This is a genomic window from Arenibacter echinorum (genome assembly GCF_003259375.1).
Classification (GTDB): domain Bacteria; phylum Bacteroidota; class Bacteroidia; order Flavobacteriales; family Flavobacteriaceae; genus Arenibacter; species Arenibacter echinorum.
In genome coordinates, this window is sequence record NZ_QLLN01000004.1 from 660,792 (window position 1) to 682,624 (window position 21,833).

Consider the following 21,833-nt stretch of genomic DNA (forward strand, 5'->3'; position numbering starts at 1 on the left):
TAGGTAAATTTGGAACATCATTTTTTTTGATTCGTGGCAATCGTGCGTTGGCAAAGATAAAGGCATGGGGCGTTTTTTCTACGCCCTAGGCTTTTATGAGCGGTTCCGAGGGGGTTGGAAAATCCAGAGGTTTTTCAACTTCCGCAGGGATTGGATTTATTTTGTCCAATTGCCCCGTCCAAAATGCAATATTGCCATACTGATGAACCTAGTTCAATTCCTTTTCCAACTTAATTTTGAGCTTTTCAAAATCCTCCAGGGCCATGTCCAATTGTAACCTGGGCTTTCCAAAACTACTCTTCACCATTTGTACCTTGTTCAATAGGGCTATAAACTCCGCCCTGTTCTGTCTTAAGTCGCGTTTAAGATTGGTATGTTTCCTTTCTATGACAATGGCCTGCTCCACCTTTTTAAAGAACATATCCCTTTCCGGATCGTCTTGACGAACCTCCATCAACAAGGGAGCTTGTTTCCGTTTCTTTTGGGGGGTGTGTTCAAATAAAAGTTCTATCATGGCCTTGGTCGGAAGTACCCCATTCTTTTCCATATTTTTCATAATGGCGACCATCGCATCAAACCGTTTCTTGATCAGGTTCGCAATGGTCCTTCCATTAGGTCCAAAAGATTCCTTTGGAGAAATTTCGTTATAGAAAAAGAAATCCAACATCGTTTGCAGTGCCTCCGTATGGGTCTTGAAAAACCGCCTCGAAAACGTCTGGAACTGCTTTGCTGTATCTTTCTTAAAACGAATACCTATAAATGGTTTCATAATTTTCTGTTTTGTCGCAAATTCTCCCCTAAAAATGGGCGTTTACAGGCCGTTTGTCGCAAATTTCGCAAAGTCTAGGAGTAAATTGATTTTCAATCAATTGAAAATCAACAACTTAATTTTCGTAACGTGGCCTTGGCCCGTTACCCTCTTGCTATTCCTTTGCTCCGTTTTACTTCGCAGCGGAAGACCCTCTTTTAAACTTCTAAAAAGCTTCTCCCTAGTTATGATTTTTTTAATGCCCTTTCCAATCGGTCCGTTCGTTCCAAAAGGTCATTTTTTTTCTTTCACCAGCTGTTTTCTTCGGCTTGGGCCGTCCAACTTTAACCGGTTGAACATTCTAATGAACCTATCCGATATCTGTGTTCCATACCGGTCCCCTATCTGGGAAAGGCTCAAATTGTTTGTGTTATGTGTTTTTTTCCTAGGCTTTAGGAATTCCAATAACATTTGAGTGAAATTCAAAAACCCGCAACCTTTTTTAAGCTATAGGCACGACACATTTTGAAATTCGAATACACCATTCCAATACCTGTCAAAATGCTCCAAGAAGCTCTTATTCGCAGCCATCACCTCGAAATGGAGTTCGGCATAGGGATAACATTCTTTACCTCCTTGAAAAAAAATTAAAAAATTCTGGGGCGCGAAGCGGTTTACGCCTTGTTTGCTTTTTTAAAACTGATTTGATCATCCTTTTCTATATCAACTATTCCGATATCAGATTTGAATTTTCTTTCTCTCTAGTTTATAGATAAATTATTTTTTCTTCTTCTTTTTTTACTTGTTTATTATGTTAGACACATTTGTCCATTCCGCCCGGTCAATAATGTCAACGCTTCCATGCTAATAATGTCATGTCTGGGTCGCCAGTGTCATATCCAAAATATAACAGACTTCTCAGGAAGCGCTTTCTTCCATTAAAGGATGTTTCCTCTATCCAGCCCAAGGACTTTAGTTGGGAAATGTACCTGCTAACCTGTCGTTCGGAAATATGAAGAAAGGAAGCGATGTACTTATTGGACATGTAGCATTCCATACCGTTTTCGGTAAAGCTGTGTATCTCCAAAAACAAGATCTTTGCGTACCAGTTCACCTCCGTGTTCAGATAGATCGATCTTGGTATCCAGATCCCCTGAAAATTTCTTTCTTCAGGTTTCATAATTTTCTTCTGTTATTCGCTAAGGACTCGTTGAACCTATGTTCCAAGGTCTCATCGGAAAGGTCGGGTTCCCCCAACAACCAGGCATCTATGGTGTCCTTGTCAAAAAATTTCTGGCGGATATGGGGATTGTTCCCCATGGGAATCAGCTTTAGCTGGGTCAGTTTGTAGATTTTGCTTTTGGAGAGTCCGGTGTATGCGGCCAGATCCTCCACGTTCATTACTTTCTTGGTGTGGGCCAGTAAACCTTTGATATCGGATAACAGCTCCACTACGTTTTCATTTTCTTCCATGATATTTGCTTTAAGTTTCTATTCAAATTAGAGAACCAAAAACCACAGAAAGTAGTTCGAGAAAATTTTAACTTAAAAAAACGATAGTTATTGAGGGATTGTCAACGATTCCTAAAAAAAGGTTCGAATTGCGCAACACGCCATTATCATGTGATTGTATTTGAAAGTGGAAGCTGAATCCGATTTGAGATGTAGCACTAACTAGTTTCTTCTGTTGAAAGTGCCTAACTAAGAATAATATTTGGAGTCTTTGAGGTAATATTATGCAGAAAAAAAATGTTGTCCCTATGTTGTCCCCATGAAAAGAAAAAGGCCTCACGATTTCTCGTAAGGCCTATTCTCATTAAGCTCCCCCTCTTGGGCTCGAACCAAGGACCCTCTGATTAACAGTCAGATGCTCTAACCAACTGAGCTAAGGAGGAGTGTATTTTTATCGCCTAAGCGGGTGCAAATATAAATGTTTTTTCAAATACGCCAAACAAAAAATGGCTGTTTTGCACCTAAATTTTAAAAATATTTATTTCCCCTATAAAAACTTCTTGATGATATTCCAAATATCGTTACCGAACACCACTGCCATAAGCCCCATAAGTATAACAAAACCAATTATTTGGCCTGTTTCCAGTACCTTTTCACTAGGCTTTCTGCCAGAAATCATCTCGTACAACAAAAACATTACATGGCCCCCATCCAAAGCAGGTATAGGAAGAATATTCAAAAATGCCAACCAAACCGAGAACATGGCCATAAAATTCAAGAAGTATACCCAATCCCAGGTGGGCGACATCAATTCCACAATTCCTATAGGACCCTTAACTTGTTTATAGGCCCCTGTTTTGGTATTAAAGATTACCTTGAACTGTCGTATCTGATCGGTCAACACCTGAATGGTACGTTTATAACCTGCCGGGATAGCTTCAAGAAAACTGTAATTATCGGTAACCCTAAGATCGGTCAGGTCTAACTCTATCCCTATTATTCCTTCATCGGGAACAGTCAATCCCAAATGTTTGGTAGTACCGTTCCTCAAAACGCTGATGTCTAATTCTTGATTGGCCGAAGCACCAATTTTACTTCTAAATTCATCCCAATATTGGGTATCAACTCCATTGACCCCTTTAATTTCATCACCGGGCATTAAACCCGCCTTTTCGGCTACCGAATTGGGCTGTACCTTGGCAATGATAGCCTTAGATCTATATCCCAAGAAATTTTTACCTTGAGTAGCAAAAACGGTCTCCTTGCCTTCATCTGATAAAGGAACTGTTATTTCCCGTCCGTCCCTATTCACCGTCACCTCATCTCCAAGAATAATATCCAAAACCGCCTCGTTAAATTTTCTGGTCTTCTTATCATCTACCATTAAAATTTGATCCCCAGTCTTCAATCCCAACTGTTCCCCAATGGAATCTACTACAATACCATATTTAAGGCTGTCCGAAGGAATATAGGTATCGCCATTGCTAAACAACAACATGGTATAAATAACCCATGCCAATAAAAAGTTGACAATTACCCCACCGGTCATAATAATAAGACGTTGCCAAGCCGGCTTGGATCGGAATTCCCATGGTTGCGGCTCCTGCTTCATTTGCTCGGTATCCATACTCTCATCAATCATCCCGGCTATCTTTACATAACCGCCCAAAGGCAACCAGCCAATTCCGTACTCCGTATCCCCAATTTTCTTCTTGAAAAGGGAAAACTTCACATCAAAAAACAAATAGAACTTTTCTACTTTGGTCTTAAAATATTTTGCGGGAAAAAAATGGCCCATTTCATGAAGGATCACCAAAATGGATATGATGAGTACAAACTGTACAATCTGTAGTGTTAAGGTCATTAAGTATTTTTTTAAACTTTAAAAACGCACAAAAGTACATTATTACGTGGTCTTAAAAAAAAAACTATTCCCCCCACGGGTCTTTTTAAGAAAGATTTAGTAGCGAACCATGTTTAGTTACTTGAAATATTTAACCATCTACCCTACCTTTACCAAAAAAAAATGCGCTCGTTTTTTGCCAAATTTAAATTCTTCGGCATTGTGCTACTGATAATTTCGGCAGTAATTATTTCCCTTTTTTACAATGCCTTGCAGCCCAAAGAAATTTTGCCCGTCTACCAGCCTGCCATGGTAAATTTCGAATTGGTGGACAGCACCTTACAGCACGTAAAAAAATACCACACCATTGCCGATTTTGCATTGACCAATCAGAACGGGAAATTAGTGACCCAAAAAGACTACGCCGACAAAATTTATATTGCCGATTTTTTCTTTACTACCTGTCCCACTATTTGTCCCATTATGACAAAAAATATGGCCGGCATTCAGGATAAAGTTTTAAATGATGATGACGTAATGTTGCTTTCACATTCCGTAACCCCGGACATTGACTCCGTTCCCCAACTAAAAAAATACGCCCTGGAAAAAGGCGTAAAGGATAGCAAATGGAATCTGGTTACCGGCAACAAACAGCAGATCTATGAACTGGCCAGAAAATCCTATATGGCCGTTAAAACCGATGGTGATGGCGGCCCATACGATATGATCCATACCGAAAACTTTATTCTGGTAGATAAGGAACGTAGAATTAGAGGGTTCTATGACGGTACAGACTCTGAAGAAATAGAGAAGCTGCTGAGCGACCTTGAAATATTGAAATCTTCTTATAAAGACTGATAATATAGGCCCTACTCTGACAAACAAATTTTAAAATAATAACGGAATACCCTCTTTGCCTAATCATCACATCATACATTGTCCAAACCAAAAATTGGACATCCAATCTTCAAACCATAGCAGACCGCTTTTATTACAGCCAACTTTTTATGGTTTTAGCTGTTTACTTCATCTTTTTCTTTTATTTTTGTGCTTAATTAAAATCAATCTAAATAAAAATTGATTACAACGGTAGCACAATTAAGGCGAGGGCAAAAGGGAATCATCAAGGAATTTGCCGATGGAATTCTTCCGATAAAACTATTGGAACTGGGTTGTCTACCGGGCAACGAAATAGAATTGGTACAGGTAGCCCCCCTTAAAGACCCAATATACATTAACGTTAACGGTACCCATATTGCCATTAGGCGATCCATGGCTGCCCTAATAGAGTTAGAAATTATTGAAGATTCCCCATTATGAGCAAACAGATTAAGGTTGCGCTTATAGGCAATCCCAATACTGGTAAAACTTCGGTCTTTAACCAACTTACCGGATTAAAACAAAAAGTAGGGAACTACCCCGGGATTACTGTTGAAAAAAAAGAAGGGGTCTGTAAATTGCCAAGGGGTGTAAAGGCCCATATCCTGGATTTACCAGGCACCTATAGCCTTAATACCACTTCCTTGGACGAAAGTGTGGTTGTAGAACTATTGCTCAACAAAAATGACAAAGATTTTCCGGATGTTGCAGTCGTCATCAGCGATGTAGAAAACCTTAAAAGAAACCTTCTTCTCTTTACACAGATCAAGGATCTTAAAATTCCGGTGATCTTGGTTATCAATATGGCCGATCGTATGTCCAGGACCGGTATCTCCTTGGACATTGAATTGTTGGAAGAAAAATTGGATACCAAAATTGCCTTGGTAAGCACCAGAAAGGGAACGGGCATAGACCGGATCAAGGAATTGATCGCCGATTATAAAAATCTGTCCATATCCCCCAATGTCGACACCACGGTAATTGCGCCCGATTATTTTGACAAACTGAAGGCCACTTTTCCTAAAGAAGATCTTTATAAACTATGGTTGGTAATTACACAGGATGTAAATTTTATGCCCATAGAAAAGAATCCGATCACCATTGCCGCCTCTTTTGCTACCAAATCGAAATCCGAATTAAAGCGACTTCAACAAAAGGAAACCATTCTTAGATATCAATTTATAAATGGTATCCTAAAACAGGCCTATAAGGTGGATATAAATGCCGCCAAGGGACTCAGAGCCACGCTTGACAAGGTTTTGACCCATAAAATATTCGGATACCTTATCTTTTTCGTCATCCTACTGACTATTTTTCAAGCTATCTACGACTGGAGTAGTTATCCAATGGATTTTATTGATGAATCCTTTGCGTCTGCCAGTGAATGGGTCAAGGACACTTTGCCCCCTGGCGTATTTACCAATTTGATAGCGGAAGGAATTCTCGCTGGAATAGGTGGGATAGTCATTTTTATTCCCCAAATAGCATTCTTGTTCCTTTTTATAGCCCTTTTGGAAGAATCTGGCTATATGAGCCGGGTTGTTTTTCTAATGGATAAATTAATGCGTCCCTTTGGTTTAAGCGGTAAAAGTGTTGTGCCTTTAATTTCGGGGACGGCCTGTGCAATTCCCGCCATCATGGCCACAAGGACCATTGAAAATTGGAAGGAGCGACTTATTACCATTTTGGTTACCCCCTTTACCACTTGTTCTGCCCGCTTACCGGTATATCTGATCATTATTGCCCTGGTAATCCCAGAAGGAAGATTTTTGGGCTTAAGCTATCAAGCACTGACCTTAATGCTCCTTTATCTTATGGGGTTTGGGGCAGCCATACTTTCCGCTATGATCTTGAACAAGATTATGAAGATCAAGAGCAAGACCTTTTTTGTCATGGAAATGCCCAATTACAAGTTACCACTCATCAAGAATGTAGTGTACACGGTTTGGGAAAAGACTAAAAGTTTTGTGCTGGGTGCGGGTAAAATTATATTGGCTATCTCTATTATACTATGGTTTTTGGGCTCCAATGGCTTTTCCGATGATTTTGAAAATGCAGAGTCGATTGTTACCGAACAGATAAAAACCCAAGGATTTTCAGACTTTAACAAATCCAATATAGAAAGCTCAATGGCCAGCTATAAATTAGAATTACAAGATAGTTTAAACCAAAAAGTTTATGCCTTGGACCAGGCAGCAATAAGTGACTCGCTAAAAACAAAGGAAATGGCTCTAAACGAAAAGGCCACCAACCAGGAAATTGCAAGTTATAAACTGGAAAATTCCTATATGGGATATATGGGAAAGGCTATAGAACCTGTTGTACGCCCGTTGGGATATGATTGGAAAATTGGCATAGCCGTACTTACTTCCTTTGCCGCAAGAGAGGTCTTTGTAGGTACCTTGGCTACCATCTATAGTGTGGGCAGTGATGAAGAGGACACCATAAAGAACAGAATGGCCGCCGAAATGGATCCCAAAACAAAAAAACCATTATTTAATCTAGCCTCAGGGATATCCTTATTGCTTTTCTATGCCTTTGCCATGCAATGTATGAGCACATTGGCCATTGTAAAGAGGGAGACCAATACTTGGAAATGGCCTGCTGCCCAGCTAGTTTTTATGAGTCTTTTTGCGTATATTGTGGCATTGATTGCTTATCAGATCTTAAAGTAATTGTCCTAATTGATGGAAGGGTTTAGTGAAAGAAAAACACAATAGACTTTAGATCCAATTTTCCATAGGACCGGGTTAAAATTTTATCTGGTAAACACCCAAAACAAGTAAAAATGAGTATTCTTCAAAACATTCTGGTCTATATCACAGTGGCATTGGCCTTGGCGTATCTGGTAAAGAAATTCCTACTGCCCAAATCTTTGTTTGCTGGAAAAAAACGCAGCTCCAAAAGTTGTGGTGATGGCGATTGTGGTTGTCATTAATATTGCAAAAGCTCCTAATTACTGGCCTTAATACTTATTGCTATTAGCTTAAAAAGAGATCACTGTCGAAAATTGTGGGTGGATAGAACTGATAGTCGCAATAGAACACTGGAACCTACCCAACTATTATGATTTAATACTTTTTTCCATCGATGAAATGCTCTGCATTCATGAATACCTTTAAAAAGGAATAGATAAGCCTATGAATAAAAAAGTATCCAAAAAAATCTAGGCTTATTTTTCTTTTCTTGAAATCTACGGGCTTTCCACTGCCGCAGCGCCCAGACCGCTTTCACTAAGGTGATATGCTATTTGGACGCCTGCCTATCCGTCAGACAGGCCTTCCTAAGCCCAATGTGAAAACTCTTTGATTTACTACTAAAATAAAAATTGGCCGAAAACCATAACGAGAAGCTTATCGTTAGCCATCCTTATCCGCAGAATAGGGTTTAAAAGCTCCGAGATCCAGCTTTTTTCTTTTTAAAAAAAGCGCGGAGTTTTGAAACCGGTTTTTAGACATGGTCTAAAAAATTCATCGGAGAAGGTGTCTTTTCTTTTGTTTCGTTTTCTTTGGACAAGCAAAGAAAATGAAAAAGAACGTATTCATCAACTTAGTTAACCTGTTGCATTGTACAGCAAAGAAATCGAAGATTCACGAAAACCTATTAAAAAAAATAAAAACGAATTGAGTAAAATGAAAGAATAATTTTACTATGGTTAAATGATTTAAATAAACACAAAAGTTATACCTGGGCCTTAAAAAGAATGTTTCTGTCTTAAAATAATCACAAGACCATTGCTATCAGTTATCCAATTCCTTAATTTGGTCTTCTTTAGACCTCTTCTATGCCGTTAAATAGAACCTTAATTACTGCACTACTAATTGTTTTTGGTTTTTTCTACAATCAGGCCCAAATGATTACCTCTGTTGTAAAAGATTCCGCTACCCAACAACCTATCCCCTACGTCACCGTACAATTATCCAACAAAAAAGGGGTAATTACCAATGAGGAAGGACGTTTTAGTTTACTCCTGGATTCAAACACCAAGGAAACCGACTCTCTTTTTATTTCATGCATGGGATATGAAGCCTTGGGCAAGCCATTGAACGAATTTAAAGAAAGTGTCATTCTTTTAAGCGCAAAACCTATTGAGCTGAATCCTGTTATTGTAAGCAACAAGCAATATACCGCGGAAGAACTCATTGAACAGGTGAAAATCAATATCGACAGAAATTACAGTTCCAGCCTCACTAAAAAACGAGTGTTCTTTCGGGATTCCTACCATCAAATCCTTACAAAAAGGGACTATACGTTCAAGGAATCTACCATAGAGGCCCTCAACAAGAAATTTTTGGACAGTATACTAAGTTCCATCCCAAACAAATCCAGTCGTTACACTGAGATCCTTGGCGACTTTTATGGCAATTTTGAAAAGGACAACCAAAAACTGACCCTGATAAAGGCTTCAGACCTTTATGATAAGCAAAGTGAATTGGACCTGACTTCCTTGGAGGAAAAGTTCAATGACATTCTAAAGAAAAATATAAAGCCCGATTCCTATTTCAAAATTAAATCGGGCCTATTTGGCACCAAAGTGGACGCGGACGAATTTATGACCTTCGCAACCGATTCCACGGATGCCGAGGCCCTGAAAAAGGAACTGGCGGAAAAGAAAAAAAAGGAAGAAGAGCGCAAGAAGAATTTTGCTTCCTTTAAAAAGGGAAGTTTGGGAAAAATTATGGAAAAACAATTTTTTCTTGAAGACTCCGACCTCAACTTCATCCATAAAAATAATCGCTATGATTTTACTATGATAGATTTTACTTATTGGGGCGATGATGCCGTGTATATCATGGATTTTGAGCCCAAAAGGGGTGAAGACTACAAGGGTAGGCTATATATAAACGCCGATGATTTTGCCATTATCCGTTTGGACTATAACAATGTTAAATCTTTGAGAACCTTTAAGCTTTTAGGGATTTCCTTGGACCAATATTTGGACAGGGGCAAAATGATCTTCTCGAAAAATGAAGTTGGATTTTATTATTTGCGCTACTTAGAAGAAGAAATGGGTGCAAAGGTGGGAATAAAAAGACCTTTAAAGATAATTGAACTTAACAAACGCGTAAAAGGAAGGAACAAGCAAAATGAGCTTTACTTAAAATTGGATATGGCCAGCAGTGGTATAAATAAACATGAACTTATCCTTTTTGATACCGAGGACATAACCCAACAAGAATTCAATTCCGTTAAGGAAAATAATACGGTACTCCCCACCTATATGCCCAACTATGATCCAGAATTTTGGAAGGGCTATAACATTTTGGAGCCCAACCAGGCCATTAAGGATTTTACAGCCCAAGTGGAGATCGATTAATTACTACACGAAATTTTGTATAAAGGAATAGAGCAATAATGCCCAGCCTATGACCAATAACAATCCGCCCAATGGCGTAATTGGCCCTAAAAACCTAATTTTCTTCCCCTTCGCCGCACTAATGGAAAGACCATAAATACTAAAGGAAAAAAGAAATATCCCAATAATAAAACTATAAATCATATATCGTTCCAAGGCGGTTTCCAGATTAAAATTAAACCCTAAAACCAGCAACAAAATAGCATGGTACATTTGATACTTTACCCCTGTCTCAAAACTTTTTAACTGTTGTTCATTCAATGTCTTTTTTAAGGCGTGCGCCCCAAAGGCACCAAAAACCACCGCTAAAAGACCGTAAAGGGAACCCATTACATGAGCTATAAGTACCATAAGACTATTTTTTACAAGAATTAAAAACCATATATCCTAATTGAACTGCATCTTTAAATCCAAATCCCGATTCAAATTAAAGGCACACTCCTTATAGCTGGGAGGCCCAAATGTTTTGATTTTGGCGTTGGAGAAAGCCACAGATTCCTTGGGGATTCCCAACCAATTTGTATCCAACTTATCGTTTCCGTTTTCATCATGAAAAATGGCCACGGCGTATTCCCCGTTGGGAAGGTCCATAATCTTGAAGTTGGTGGTTGCCTCTTTAGCGGCAATCCGGTCTACCTTGAAAACTTCCTCGAATTTTAAAAATCCCTGGGAGCGATTGTAAATGGCAATATTAATATTGCCAATAGAGGATTTCACGCCCTGAACTTCTACAGAAACGCTGTATTGGGACATCCCTAAAAAAGGAAAAACAAACAATAATAGCCAACTATATTTCTTCATGGTTGTAGCGAAATCTAAAGCCAAAGGCTACATCTATTCCTTAGGCGGATTAATTTTATTGGACAAAAACTGATACATAAGCTCGGTTTCGGTACTATCCGGCATGTTTAAAAATAATTTCATTGAATCCTGATAGACCAACCGAATCTTTTGTTGGGATAGTTTATCTACATAAACATACACCTTGTTTGTACTTAGACTATCCTCTTTAAAAACTCCTTTTTCCCTTTCCTTAACAGAGAAACCGTTGAGGCGCTCCATGGAAGGTATCTTTTCCACCTTAGTAACACTATCCATATCGGCATATGGAATTTTTACGAAATATATTCCGGATAATATTTCCAGCTCCTCCTTTTCTGTCTTTACCCAATTTTTGTAATGTGCCGTAAAAGCCATGGCCACAACAATTATTGTGACTACAATAAGCAAGTTGAGCAACCAATGCCTTTTTTCAGTTTTTCCCATATTATTAGTGAAGATAGACGATTAATTTTTATAAAATAGAACATTTCAACTTAGTCCCACATCCAGTGCCATCATAATTATAAAACCTCCTATAAATCCCATGGTGGCGATGTCCGTAAACTTATCTTGTTGGGTCTCCGGAATTACCTCCTCCACGACCACAAATATCATTGCACCGGCCGCAAAGGAGAGAGCATAGGGCAAAATGGGCTGAAACGTAAGAACTGCCCAAGCCCCCAAAACTGCGGCAATGGGTTCTACCAGAGCGGAAGCCTGACCAAACATAAAGCTCTTTCTTCGGCTTAGCCCTTGCCTTCTTAATGGCATGGCAACAGCAAAGCCCTCGGGGAAATTTTGAAGCCCTATCCCTAAAGCTAAAGCCACAGCCCCACCAATAGTGGCCCCGTCAAATCCTGCGGCCACACCACCGAATAATACCCCAACGGCAAGTCCCTCCGGAATATTGTGCAAGGTAATCGCCAAAGTTAGCAAGGTGGTTTTATGCCATGGTGTTTTTATACCTTCCTTTTCATTTTCCTTAAAGTTGATATGCAAATGCGGCAAGACCTTATCCAAAGCAAAAAGAAATAATGCCCCCAATAAAAACCCAACTGCCGCCGGAATTACTTTTACAAATCCCTCCCCGGGACTCATTTCTATTCCTGGTGCCAAAAGACTCCAGAAGCTGGCGGCTACCATAACACCTCCGGTAAAACCCAACATCCCGTCCAGCACCGCGCGGTTCATGGTCTTGAAGAAAAATACCAGGGCAGCTCCCAGAGCTGTTAATCCCCAGGTAAATAAAGTGGCATAAAATGCTGCCAAAATGGGGTCTATTGCTTCAAAATAATCAATAATCTCCTTCATATTTCATCTTTGGCTTTAATATACAAATTAGAAGCAATGACATGTGAAATTTGCATTTTTCTGCCGTCAATCTCAATATTTAACGAACCATCGAACTCCTCTATCTCCATTACCTTTATCTGGTTCCCTAAAGCTATGCCGTTCTTATCCAAAAATTTTAAAAAGGTTGCGGATGAGTCTTTAACGCCAACACATACGCCTCCTGTATTTATTGCGACTTCACTCAATAACTCCCTGTCCCTTTCCTTAAATCCGCCATTCTTGTCGGGTATGGGATCTCCGTGAGGATCAAACTTTGGAAATGCCAACAACCTATCAAGACTATCTATTAGTTTGTCACTCTTAATATGCTCCAACTGTTCCGCCACTTCGTGAACCTCATCCCAGGAAAAATCCAACTTCTCCACCAAGAATACCTCCCAAAGCCTATGTTTTCTAATAATACCCAAGGCAGTTTTGTTACCCAAGGCAGTCAATGAAACCCCTTGGTAACGTTTGTAGTTTACCAGGTCCTTTTCGGACAGTCTCTTGATCATATCCGTAACCGAAGAAGGTTTGGTTTCCATTAGTTCAGCTATAGCATTGGTGGCAACTTCCTGGGTCCCTTTTCTTCCTAAATGAAAAATGGTCTTAATATAGTTTTCTTCCGAACGTGTCATTAAATACTTATTTACACAAAAATACATTTTTATTTATAAAAACAAATTTTTAGATTTGCCTAAAATTTAATTTAAATTAATGAAAAATATATTGCTGGCAAGTCTTTTTTTACCGCTTTTAAACCTTTATTCACAAACTGGAACCTTGGCGGGTACGGTTGTGTCCCAAGGGGAGGTTTTGCCCTGGGCTACCATACAACTTAAGGATACCCGGCTAGGCACCACTACGGATGAAGCAGGAAAGTATCTGCTCGAGGTCCCACTTGGAACCTATACCGTGGTTTGTAAGAGCATAGGATACAAATCCGTGGAAAAAGTGGTTACGCTAAATAGCTCCCTTCCCCTGCAACTAAATTTTCAATTGAATGAAGATGTTATGGGGCTGGAACAGGTGGTGGTAACGGGTACCCGGACAGACAAAAGACGAACCGACTCTCCCGTAATCGTAAATTTGATCAACAGCAAAACACTGGATAATGTAGTAGCAACCAATCTTTCCGAGGGTCTGCGGTTTCAACCTGGCCTCCGCATTGAAACCGATTGCCAAACCTGCAATTATACCCAATTGCGTATAAATGGACTCCAAGGAGGTTATTCCCAAATCCTTATCAATGGGAGACCCATATTTAGCCCGCTTACCGGCTTATATGGTATGGAACAAATTCCTGCCAATATGATAGAACGTATAGAAATAGTCCGCGGTGGCGTCTCCGCCCTATATGGATCCAGTGCTATTGGGGGAACAGTAAATGTAATGACCAAGATTCCAAGACAAAATGATTATGCGATTACCTACACCTATCAAAATATGGGCAATAGGAGCAACGATCACCTTCTTGTTGGAAATGCAACTGTAGTCAACACCAAGAAAAATGCCGGCGCTACATTTTTCGTCAGTAAGCGGGACCGTGACACCTATGATGACAACGGTGATAATTTTTCCGAGCTTCCACAGCTAAAAAACAATTCTTTTGGAACCAACTTCTTTTATATCCCACAGGAAAACCAAAAACTGGAAGCGAGCATAAGTAGTATTAATGAATACCGCTACGGGGGAGAAATGGTAGACAAACCTGCCCATTTGGCACAACAGTCGGAACAAAGGACCCATAACGTGCTTATGGGCAGTTTGGATTATCAGATTAATTTTAATGAAGAAAAAAGTGCTTTGATACTTTATTATGGCAGTCAATATACCGATCGCGATCATTATACCGGCATCATCCCGGACGAGGAACCCCAATTGGGCCAGTTTTATGCGGACCCTCCCTATGGCATATCCAATGTTACCACCCATCAAGGGGGGGCACAGTACAATCATAGATTCAACTCCTTTTTAGGGAGCAAGACCGTATTTACACTTGGTTCCGAGTATGTATATGACGAGGTGTTGGATATAATTGAAGCCTATAATTACAAAATAGATCAGACCACAAGAAATCTTGGAGGTTTTGTACAGAATGATTGGGACCTAACTTCAGATTTAAATTTTCTTTCAGGATTTAGAATAGACCAACACAACCTCTTGGACAAGGCCATTATAAGCCCTAGGCTTTCCTTGCTATACAAATGGAAGAAAGAGACACAATTAAGGCTAGGCTGGGGAACAGGTTTCAGGGCTCCGCAAGCCTTTGATACCGATCTGCACATTGCCTTTGCCGGAGGTGGCATTTCACGCATATCCCTTTCAGATAATCTAAAAGAAGAACGCTCCAACAGTTTTACAGCATCAGTGAATTATGACAAGGCAAGCGAACACTTTATTGCAGGGTTCACCCTGGAGGGATTTTATACTCATTTAAATGATGCCTTTTATCTTTTCCCATTGGGGGAAGACCAATTTGGTGAACGTTTCGAAAAGAGAAATGGCAGCGGTGCCACCGTAAAAGGCATTACCCTGGAAACAAGGGCTAATTTTGATTATTTGCTACAGATCGATGCCGGCCTGACCCTACAATCTAGCCTCTTCGATGATGCCGTGGAGAATATTAAAGGCTTGGAAGCCAAAAGGGAATTTCTAAGAACCCCTGATAAATACGGTTACGCTACCTTTACGTATACACCTACCAAAAAATTGAGCGCCAGTGCCAATATAGTGTATACAGGCCCTATGGAACTGGTCCATTTTAGCGGGGAAGGAACTGGGCAGGCTCTGGATGAATATACTAAGTCCACTTCATTCACGGAACTTAGCCTCAGACTGGGGTACAGTTTTGAATTTCCCAATATTGATACGGGAATGGAAGTTTTCGGTGGGCTAAAAAACTTGACCAACGCCTACCAGGACGATTTCGACCTGGGCAAAAACAGGGATAGTAATTACGTTTATGGCCCAGGGGCACCCAGAACCGTTTTTGTTGGATTAAGAATAAAATCATTGTAATTGACATGAAAAATAAGCTGACCTTTTTAACACTCCTTTACCTATTTAACTTTGGCTCAAATAAAATATATGCCCAAGCCAAGAGTGGAGTACAATGGATCAGTTTTGAGCAATTGCACGATTCCCTTAAGGTACATCCTAAAAAGGTATTTATCGATTTTTATGCGGATTGGTGCGCCCCATGCCTAAAAATGGATGAAGTAGCTTTCAAAGACCCTGAGGTAGTCCGTATACTCAACAATGGCTTTTATGCCGTTAAGATGAATGTGGAAACAACCGACACCATAGTTTTCGGGCAACAAAGTTTTACCAATAAGAAGGCCAACAGACGTAATTCCGTGCACGAAATTCCGCTTCTTTTAGCCAGCAGAAAAGACACTCCCTTTACCCTACCCGCTATGGTTTTCATGGATTCCAATTTTAATGCCCTAGCACGTTATTTCCAATATCTGGATGCAGGACAATTGCTCTCAATCCTCGAAAATATGCCCTAAGCCGAGCTAAATTTTTAGCTTTCTAGAAAATATAAGTACTATAAATAGAATTTGTACTTTTGGAAATATCCTTTATTTGGATATTGGATCAGTACTTAACCCAACATATTCCAGGTCAATAGAGACCACGTCCATGGCCACATACGATTATATTATTATTGGTGCCGGAGCCTCCGGTCTGCTGTTGGCCAACGCCCTGGGAAAAGATAGTTTCTTTTCGAAAAAATCAATTCTTTTATTGGACAAGGATTTGGACAAACCCAATGATCGTACCTGGTGTTTTTGGGAGAAGGGTAAGGGTGAATTTGATACCATTCTACATAAAACCTGGGATCATATTTTGGTAGCAGATGACACCTATTCCAAACTTATGCCCATTGACCCCTACACATACAAGATGATCAGGGCAAAAGATTTTTACCAAGCCTACAGGACAAAAATAAATAGGCATGCCAACATTACTTTTTTGAAAGGGAATGTTGTCCATATTGAAGAGAGGGATAACCAAGTAATTGTCGCCACAGATTCCCTTACTTATATCGGCAAAAAGGTTTTCAATAGCATATTCGACTACAAACCCCTGTTACAACAAAAAAAATACCCCGTCCTACAGCAACATTTTATAGGATGGTTTATAAAATGTGACAAAGCCGTTTTTGACAGTCAACAGGCCACTTTTATGGATTTTTCCATCCCTCAGAATGGAAACACGAGATTTATGTATGTGCTGCCATTTTCTAATACGGAGGCCCTGGTGGAGTACACCTTATTCTCCAAAAATCTGCTCCCTACCCAAGAATATGAAGAAGCTATAAAGAAATATCTAAAGGATAATCTGGATTGCCACCATTACGAAATATTGGAAACGGAAAAGGGAAATATCCCTATGAGCTGTTATAATTTCAACATTCACAACAGTAAGAACCTTATACATATAGGGGTTGCTGGCGGATGGGCCAAGCCAAGTTCCGGCTACACTTTTATGCGGACACACCAAAAAACAAAGAACCTCATACCCTTTCTAAAAGAGAATAGACCCCTAAATATCTTCTTTAAAAAGGACCGGTTTTGGTTTTATGACCTTCTTTTGTTGGATATACTATCTAAGGATAACGACATGGGGCGATTAATTTTTGGACAATTGTTTAAAAATCGCACCCCACAAAAAATCTTTGCCTTTTTGGATGAAAAATCCACAATTTGGCAAGACCTAAGCATTATTTTGGCATGCCCCAAAAAAGAGTTTATCCAAGCCTTTTTCCGTAGGCTATTTCTAATTTAACAAGCAATATTTTATAATATTGATTTATACACGTATATTTTATTCTTTTTAAGACCAATTTAAACCCATGCGAAACAATATCTCCCTCAGAATTGCCCTAATAGTTTCTCTTTTTGGCATTTTCACCATTTCCTGCGATAAAAAACCCAAGCAACCAAAGGAACCTTTGTTGGTCATAAAAGAGGATACGGCAACCGCCCGGATCAGATTTAAGGAAATAAGGGAAAGCGTTCCCGCACAGGTTGCCGAAGGCTTAACCCTTACCTTATGGGCTTCGGATTCTTTGGCTCCAGATCCAGTGGCCATGTCCGTTGATGATGAAGGACATATTTATCTAACTCGAACCAACCGTCAAAAAAACTCAGAATTTGATATTAGGGGATTTAGGCATTGGATGACACCGTCCATAGCCCTGCAATCTGTGGAAGATCGAAAAAATTTCTTGCACGAAACCTTCGCTACCGAAAAAAGTTCGGAAAACGAATGGCTAAAGGACCTTAATAGTGATAGTGTACATGATTGGAGGGATCTTACGGTTCAAAAGGAGGAAATTTGGAAGCTGGAAGACCAAAATGGCAGTGGTATGGCCAATGTTGCTACAAGAATCCTTAATGATTTTCACGAAGAAACATCCGACGTAGCAGGAGCATTATTGGTTCGGAAAAATGACATGTTCGTAGGTATTGCCCCGGATATGTGGAGAATTACCGATGAGGATGGAGATGGTATTATGAGTGATAAAACTTCCATTTCCCATGGTTATGGGGTTCATATAGGTTTTGGAGGTCATGGAATGTCGGGCGCCATTGAAGGTCCTGACGGAAGAATATATTGGGGTATAGGCGATATAGGCGCCAATATTACTACCGCAGACGGAACACACCATAAATACCCCAATCAAGGAGTTATTGTTAGATCCAATCCCGACGGCAGTGATTTTGAGGTTTTTGCCGCAGGGGTCCGTAACACCCACGAATTTGTATTTGATGAATACGGTAATATTATTACGGCGGACAATGATGGGGATCACCGCGGGGAGAGTGAGCGATTGGTTTATATTGTAGAAGGCTCCGACGCGGGATGGCGCTCCAATTGGCAATATGGCAAGTACACCGACCCCAAAAACAATGGCTATAATGTTTGGATGGATGAAAAACTATTCGTCCCACATTGGGAGGGTCAGGCCGCCTATATTATTCCTCCAATAATGAACTTTCACAATGGTCCCACAGGAATGGCATACAACCCCGGAACAGCATTGGGCAAGGAGTGGAAAAACAAATTTTTTCTAGTGGAGTTTGTAGGAAACCCCAGTAGATCCCATATATGGAGCTTTGACCTAAAACCAAAAGGCGCCTCTTTTGAATTGAATAACGAACAGGATATCCTAAGCGGAATTTTACCAACGGGAATCCGTTTCGCCCCCGATGGCGCCCTGTATATTGCCGATTGGATGAATGGCTGGGACACCAAAAATTACGGCCGGGTCTGGAAGTTGGATGTGGCCCCTAACAAAAACGACTTGGAGGCCGAAAGAAAGGAAACAGAGCGACTAATGACCCTGGATTATACGGATCAAAGCGTGGATAAATTGACCCAATTCCTATCCTATCCGGATATGCGTATTCGGCAAAAAGCACAGTTAGAATTGGCCGATAGGGACAACAAAGGATTAAAAGCTTTGACGGCAGCTATTGCGCAAAAGCAAAATCAATTGGCCCGCGTACATGGCATATGGGGCATTGGCCAGTTGGCGAGAAAAAATTTGGAAAGGGCCGAATCACTAATGGGGCTTTTGAAGGACAGTGATGCCGAAATAGCGGCACAGGCTGCCAAAACCTTGGGGGATGTAAAATATAATAATGCAGGGAAGGATTTAATTCCCTTACTGGGACACGAAAATGCCAGGGTCCGTTTCTTTGCCGCCCAAGCCTTGGGCAGGATAAAGGACAAAAATGCAATTGAGCCACTTCTGAAAATGTTGGAATTCAACAATGACGATGACCTCTATCTAAGACATGCCGGGGTACTGGCATTGTCGAGAATTGGGGAAGTTGCCCCTATAGTTGCCTTGGCCAAAAGCGAAAACAGAAGTTTGCGCATAGCAGCGGTCTTGGTATTGAGACGGCTACAGAGTGAACAATTGGCTTTGTTTTTAAAAGACCAGGAAGAATATATAGTAACCGAAGCTGCTAGGGCCATCAATGACGATTGGTCCATTGAATCCGCCCTGCCTGCATTGGCTTCTTTGTTGGAAGTTGAAAAATATACTGCAGAGCCTTTATTGCGCAGGAGTATAAATGCCGCTCTTAGGGTTGGTGGAGAGAAAGAACTGGACCTGCTAATCAACTTTGCAAAAAGAGAATCCGTTTCAAGCAATCTTAGAGGCGAGGCATTGGCAGCCATTGGTACTTGGGCCTCCCCATCCGTGTTGGATAGGGTAGATGGCCGCTACAGAGGCGAGATAAACAGGGATGCCATAGTAGTAAAACAGAAGATAGAAAAATATATTCCAGACTTCTTAAAAGATAAAAATCCCGACATTTTGGTGGCTGCAGCCAAGGCTATTAGCTCCTTGAAGATTGAGGGATATAATGCCCAATTGGCACAGATTATGAAAAGCCATGCTTCCCCGGAGGTACGTTCGGCCATGTTAGCGGCGCTAGGAGATTTGAATTACAGCAAAATAGAGGAGGCTATGAAGATAGGCATGGCGGATAAAGATCGGGGTGTCCGTACCGTTGCAGTAGGGTTGGTAACCCAGCTGGATCTCCCCAAAGAAAAGCTGCCCACCATTGTGGAACCTATATTTAAAAGTGGATCCATTGTGGAACAACAAAAGATGTTGAGTGTCCTGGGAGAAATGCCCCTAGAAAAAAGTAAGGACGTTTTAATCTCCCTTATAAAACAGGGAAATGACAAAAAACTTTCCAACGGGGTTATTTTGGATTTAACAGAGGCTGTAGAGGCAACAAAATCCGAGGAGCTAATTTCCCAATTGGGCATTTTAAAAGCACATGGGGATGGTTTGGAAGCCTATTCAGAAACCCTAAATGGAGGGGATAGAAGGGCAGGTTATCAATATTTCAACACCAATTCCGCCGGGCAGTGTGTTAGATGCCATGCCCTTGGTGGTGCAGGGGGAGCTGTGGGCCCTGCCTTGGACAATATAGGCAATATTTTAAGCAGGGAACAACTACTTGAATCCTTGATCAATCCTAGCGCACGATTATCGCCAGGATATGGCATGGTTACCGTTACACTAAAGGACGGACAAACAGTTACAGGAATATTGGAAGAGGAAACCCAGGATGAGCTAATATTAAAAACTTCGGATGCGGAACCCATGGAAATTGCTTTGTCCCGAATAGACAAAAGACAAAATATGGCTTCAGGGATGCCTCCCATGGGGACAATAATGTCTAAAAGGGAAATTAGGGATGTAATAGAGTTTTTGGCCAATTTGAAAAAGGATTAACCCAATACCAAAGTAAATCCCATATGGTCTCTATGGCACCTTAAACCTCGCGGTTCATTAAGGCAGTACCGAACTGCCTTAATCTTTCCTTTTTCCCAGGTTCCAGGTTCAGCATATCCAAGGTTGTGAAGGCCCTATCGGTATAACTTTTTATTTCTTCAATAGTTCTAGATACCGCTCCAGCTTCTTCAAACAATTGCTTTACTGTGGATATTTTGTCTGTGGGATCTTTTGGTTTAATGGAAAACAAGTGTTCCAACTCCTGCGCTTGGGTCGAGGTTCCCATTTCCAAGGCTTTCAAATACAAATAGGTCTTTTTATTTTCAATAATATCGCCCCCAACCTGTTTGCCAAAGCTCTTGGGATCCCCAAAGGCATCCAAATAATCGTCCTGCAACTGAAACGCAATTCCCAGATTCTTTCCAAAATCATATATTAAATCTTGTACATCGTTCGGCTTATCTGCAATTATGGCTCCCATTTTCATAGCAGCTGCCACCAATACCGCAGTTTTATTTTGTATCATGATCAGGTATTCTGGAATAGTAACATCTTCCCTGCTCTCAAAATCCACATCATACTGCTGCCCTTCACAAACTTCCAAAGCGGTTTTGCTAAACACCTTCAATAATTTCTTAAAACTCTTGGCAGGATAACTTTCCAAAAGTTGATAACTGTATATCAACATGGCATCCCCCGAAAGAATTCCGGTATTTAAGTCCCATTTTTTATGCAAGGTCTGTTTCCCTCTCCTTAAAGGGGCCTCATCCATAATATCATCATGAACCAAGGAAAAATTGTGAAATACCTCCACGGCCAATGCAGCATCCAAAGCTTTTTTATAGTCGCCTCCAAAAATATCAGTGGTCATCAATGTCAATACTGGCCTTAATCGTTTCCCCCCTAGATTTAGTATATAGGAAATGGGCTCATAAAGATTTACAGGTTCCTTAATTTTCACTTTCTGCTCCATATGGGCCAAAAACTGGGACCTATACTGTTCAATACTGTGCATAACGGCAATTTTCCTCAAAAATACATTAAAAGAAATCACTTTTCATAGGGAAACAAATTCAGATGCGAAAAGAAGTGTTGCGCTAAAATGTTAAGAAAACGTAAAACTTAG

General features: G+C 40.4%; 19 protein-coding genes and 1 tRNA gene. 9 read left to right on the forward strand and 11 right to left on the reverse strand.

Annotated features, from left to right (window positions below; translation table 11 throughout):
- Nucleotides 1–208: 208 nt before the first annotated feature.
- From LV92_RS22120 to rseP, 5 genes are all read right to left on the reverse strand, one after another.
- Entirely contained in the window at nt 209–769 is a 561-nt protein-coding gene (locus LV92_RS22120; RefSeq protein ID WP_317046767.1) for a BfmA/BtgA family mobilization protein, read from the reverse strand.
- Between the two features lie 829 nt (nt 770–1,598).
- A complete protein-coding gene (locus LV92_RS13145; RefSeq protein WP_111624084.1) occupies nt 1,599–1,928 on the reverse strand; it encodes a helix-turn-helix domain-containing protein in 330 nt (109 codons plus the stop codon).
- Nucleotides 1,925–2,221, reverse strand: a complete 297-nt coding sequence (locus tag LV92_RS13150) for a helix-turn-helix transcriptional regulator (protein ID WP_111624085.1) — start codon at nt 2,219–2,221, stop codon at nt 1,925–1,927. The genes LV92_RS13145 and LV92_RS13150 overlap by 4 nt, the downstream gene beginning before the upstream one ends.
- Before the next feature lie 348 nt (nt 2,222–2,569).
- Nucleotides 2,570–2,643, reverse strand: a tRNA-Asn gene (locus LV92_RS13155).
- A gap of 104 nt (nt 2,644–2,747) precedes the next feature.
- Nucleotides 2,748–4,064, reverse strand: a complete 1,317-nt coding sequence (gene rseP, locus LV92_RS13160) for an RIP metalloprotease RseP (protein ID WP_111624086.1) — start codon at nt 4,062–4,064, stop codon at nt 2,748–2,750.
- Between the two features lie 162 nt (nt 4,065–4,226).
- Between rseP and LV92_RS13165 the strand changes: the two genes are divergently transcribed.
- The 5 genes from LV92_RS13165 (at nt 4,227) to LV92_RS13180 (ending at nt 10,239) form a co-directional block, all read left to right on the forward strand.
- Nucleotides 4,227–4,901, forward strand: a complete 675-nt coding sequence (locus tag LV92_RS13165; RefSeq protein WP_111624087.1) for an SCO family protein — start codon at nt 4,227–4,229, stop codon at nt 4,899–4,901.
- A gap of 219 nt (nt 4,902–5,120) precedes the next feature.
- On the forward strand, nt 5,121–5,363 hold the full coding sequence (locus LV92_RS13170; protein ID WP_111624088.1) for a FeoA family protein: 243 nt from the start codon (nt 5,121–5,123) through the stop codon (nt 5,361–5,363).
- A complete protein-coding gene (feoB, locus tag LV92_RS13175; protein ID WP_111624089.1) occupies nt 5,360–7,597 on the forward strand; it encodes a ferrous iron transport protein B in 2,238 nt (745 codons plus the stop codon). The genes LV92_RS13170 and feoB overlap by 4 nt, the downstream gene beginning before the upstream one ends.
- Nucleotides 7,598–7,710: 113 nt before the next feature.
- On the forward strand, nt 7,711–7,860 hold the full coding sequence (locus tag LV92_RS21795; RefSeq protein ID WP_170126321.1) for a hypothetical protein: 150 nt from the start codon (nt 7,711–7,713) through the stop codon (nt 7,858–7,860).
- Nucleotides 7,861–8,706: 846 nt separating this feature from the next.
- Nucleotides 8,707–10,239, forward strand: a complete 1,533-nt coding sequence (locus LV92_RS13180) for a carboxypeptidase-like regulatory domain-containing protein (protein ID WP_111624090.1) — start codon at nt 8,707–8,709, stop codon at nt 10,237–10,239.
- A 3-nt stretch (nt 10,240–10,242) separates the two neighbouring features.
- Here the strand turns inward: LV92_RS13180 and LV92_RS13185 are convergent, their stop codons facing one another.
- The 5 genes from LV92_RS13185 to LV92_RS13205 are packed head-to-tail and all read right to left on the reverse strand — an operon-like array spanning nt 10,243 to nt 13,070.
- Nucleotides 10,243–10,629 (reverse strand): DUF423 domain-containing protein, encoded by a 387-nt coding sequence (locus tag LV92_RS13185; protein WP_111624091.1) that lies wholly within the window; start codon nt 10,627–10,629, stop codon nt 10,243–10,245.
- Nucleotides 10,630–10,665: 36 nt separating this feature from the next.
- Nucleotides 10,666–11,079: a DUF2141 domain-containing protein gene (locus LV92_RS13190; RefSeq protein ID WP_111624092.1), complete on the reverse strand. Its 414-nt coding sequence runs from the start codon at nt 11,077–11,079 to the stop codon at nt 10,666–10,668.
- Nucleotides 11,080–11,112: 33 nt separating this feature from the next.
- The gene (locus LV92_RS13195; protein WP_111624093.1) at nt 11,113–11,544 is read right to left on the reverse strand and encodes a PH domain-containing protein; all 432 of its coding nucleotides are present in this window, start codon (nt 11,542–11,544) and stop codon (nt 11,113–11,115) included.
- 45 nt (nt 11,545–11,589) lie between these two features.
- Nucleotides 11,590–12,411 carry a ZIP family metal transporter gene (locus LV92_RS13200; RefSeq protein ID WP_111624094.1) on the reverse strand — a complete coding sequence of 274 codons (822 nt, stop codon included), beginning with the start codon at nt 12,409–12,411 and terminating at the stop codon, nt 11,590–11,592.
- The gene (locus tag LV92_RS13205; protein WP_111624095.1) at nt 12,408–13,070 is read right to left on the reverse strand and encodes a metal-dependent transcriptional regulator; all 663 of its coding nucleotides are present in this window, start codon (nt 13,068–13,070) and stop codon (nt 12,408–12,410) included. Before LV92_RS13205 ends, LV92_RS13200 begins: the two co-directional genes overlap by 4 nt.
- Before the next feature lie 79 nt (nt 13,071–13,149).
- Here LV92_RS13205 and LV92_RS13210 point away from each other — a divergent pair, with 79 nt between their 5' ends.
- From LV92_RS13210 to LV92_RS13225, 4 genes are all read left to right on the forward strand, one after another.
- Nucleotides 13,150–15,453 (forward strand): TonB-dependent receptor, encoded by a 2,304-nt coding sequence (locus tag LV92_RS13210; protein WP_111624096.1) that lies wholly within the window; start codon nt 13,150–13,152, stop codon nt 15,451–15,453.
- A gap of 5 nt (nt 15,454–15,458) precedes the next feature.
- Nucleotides 15,459–15,947 carry a thioredoxin family protein gene (locus LV92_RS13215; protein WP_111624097.1) on the forward strand — a complete coding sequence of 163 codons (489 nt, stop codon included), beginning with the start codon at nt 15,459–15,461 and terminating at the stop codon, nt 15,945–15,947.
- 133 nt (nt 15,948–16,080) lie between these two features.
- Nucleotides 16,081–17,229, forward strand: a complete 1,149-nt coding sequence (locus tag LV92_RS13220) for a lycopene cyclase family protein (protein ID WP_111624098.1) — start codon at nt 16,081–16,083, stop codon at nt 17,227–17,229.
- A gap of 67 nt (nt 17,230–17,296) precedes the next feature.
- Complete coding sequence (locus LV92_RS13225; RefSeq protein ID WP_111624099.1) at nt 17,297–20,707, forward strand: HEAT repeat domain-containing protein; 3,411 nt, start codon at nt 17,297–17,299, stop codon at nt 20,705–20,707.
- A gap of 40 nt (nt 20,708–20,747) precedes the next feature.
- Here the strand turns inward: LV92_RS13225 and LV92_RS13230 are convergent, their stop codons facing one another.
- Nucleotides 20,748–21,722 (reverse strand): polyprenyl synthetase family protein, encoded by a 975-nt coding sequence (locus tag LV92_RS13230; protein WP_111624100.1) that lies wholly within the window; start codon nt 21,720–21,722, stop codon nt 20,748–20,750.
- Between the last annotated feature and the right edge of the window lie 111 nt (nt 21,723–21,833).